Origin of the sequence: Tritonibacter sp. SIMBA_163, from assembly GCF_046535935.1 — a bacterium.
Taxonomy (GTDB): Bacteria; Pseudomonadota; Alphaproteobacteria; order Rhodobacterales; family Rhodobacteraceae; genus Epibacterium; species Epibacterium scottomollicae.
The window spans coordinates 1-390 of the sequence record NZ_JAWJBP010000158.1; the positions used below are offsets into that span (position 1 = coordinate 1).

The 390-nt window shown below is 58.2% G+C and carries 1 protein-coding gene and 1 pseudogene; both read right to left on the reverse strand.

Annotated elements, in window-relative coordinates; genetic code table 11:
• Positions 1-203: pseudogene (locus tag R0J92_RS21890) on the reverse strand (hypothetical protein); the annotation flags it as partial.
• A partial coding sequence (locus R0J92_RS21895) for a hypothetical protein (protein ID WP_411053194.1) occupies positions 163-390 on the reverse strand: 228 nt, incomplete at its 5' end. The pseudogene R0J92_RS21890 and the gene R0J92_RS21895, both read right to left, overlap by 41 nt.

The following is a 390-nucleotide window of genomic DNA, read 5'->3' on the forward strand; positions in this document are numbered from 1 at the left end:
TCGCGCAGCGCGGCCAGCGTCGCAGCATCCGCAGAATCGCCCAGCATCAGGGCTGCAGGATCGCCCGGTATCAACCGGACAATCACAAACACAGCCACTGCCACGATCAGCAATGTTGGAATGGCCATGCCTATTCTGGAAAGCGCAAAGCGCAGCATTTCTTTAGCCTTCGATAAAGAGGGATTTCGCGCGTGGCGCGGCATCAGACGGTAGCGGCGTATAATCCTGCAGACAGTAGGTCGCAAACTGGCGGTTCAAAGCAGGCAGCGGCGCGATTTCCATCATGCCAAGCGCTGCTTCCATCACCACCATCGCAACTGTAGCCGTGATATTGTCGTGATTGCCGGGACGCGGCGGGCGGCAGACTGCATAAGGTGTCAGGAAGTCGTC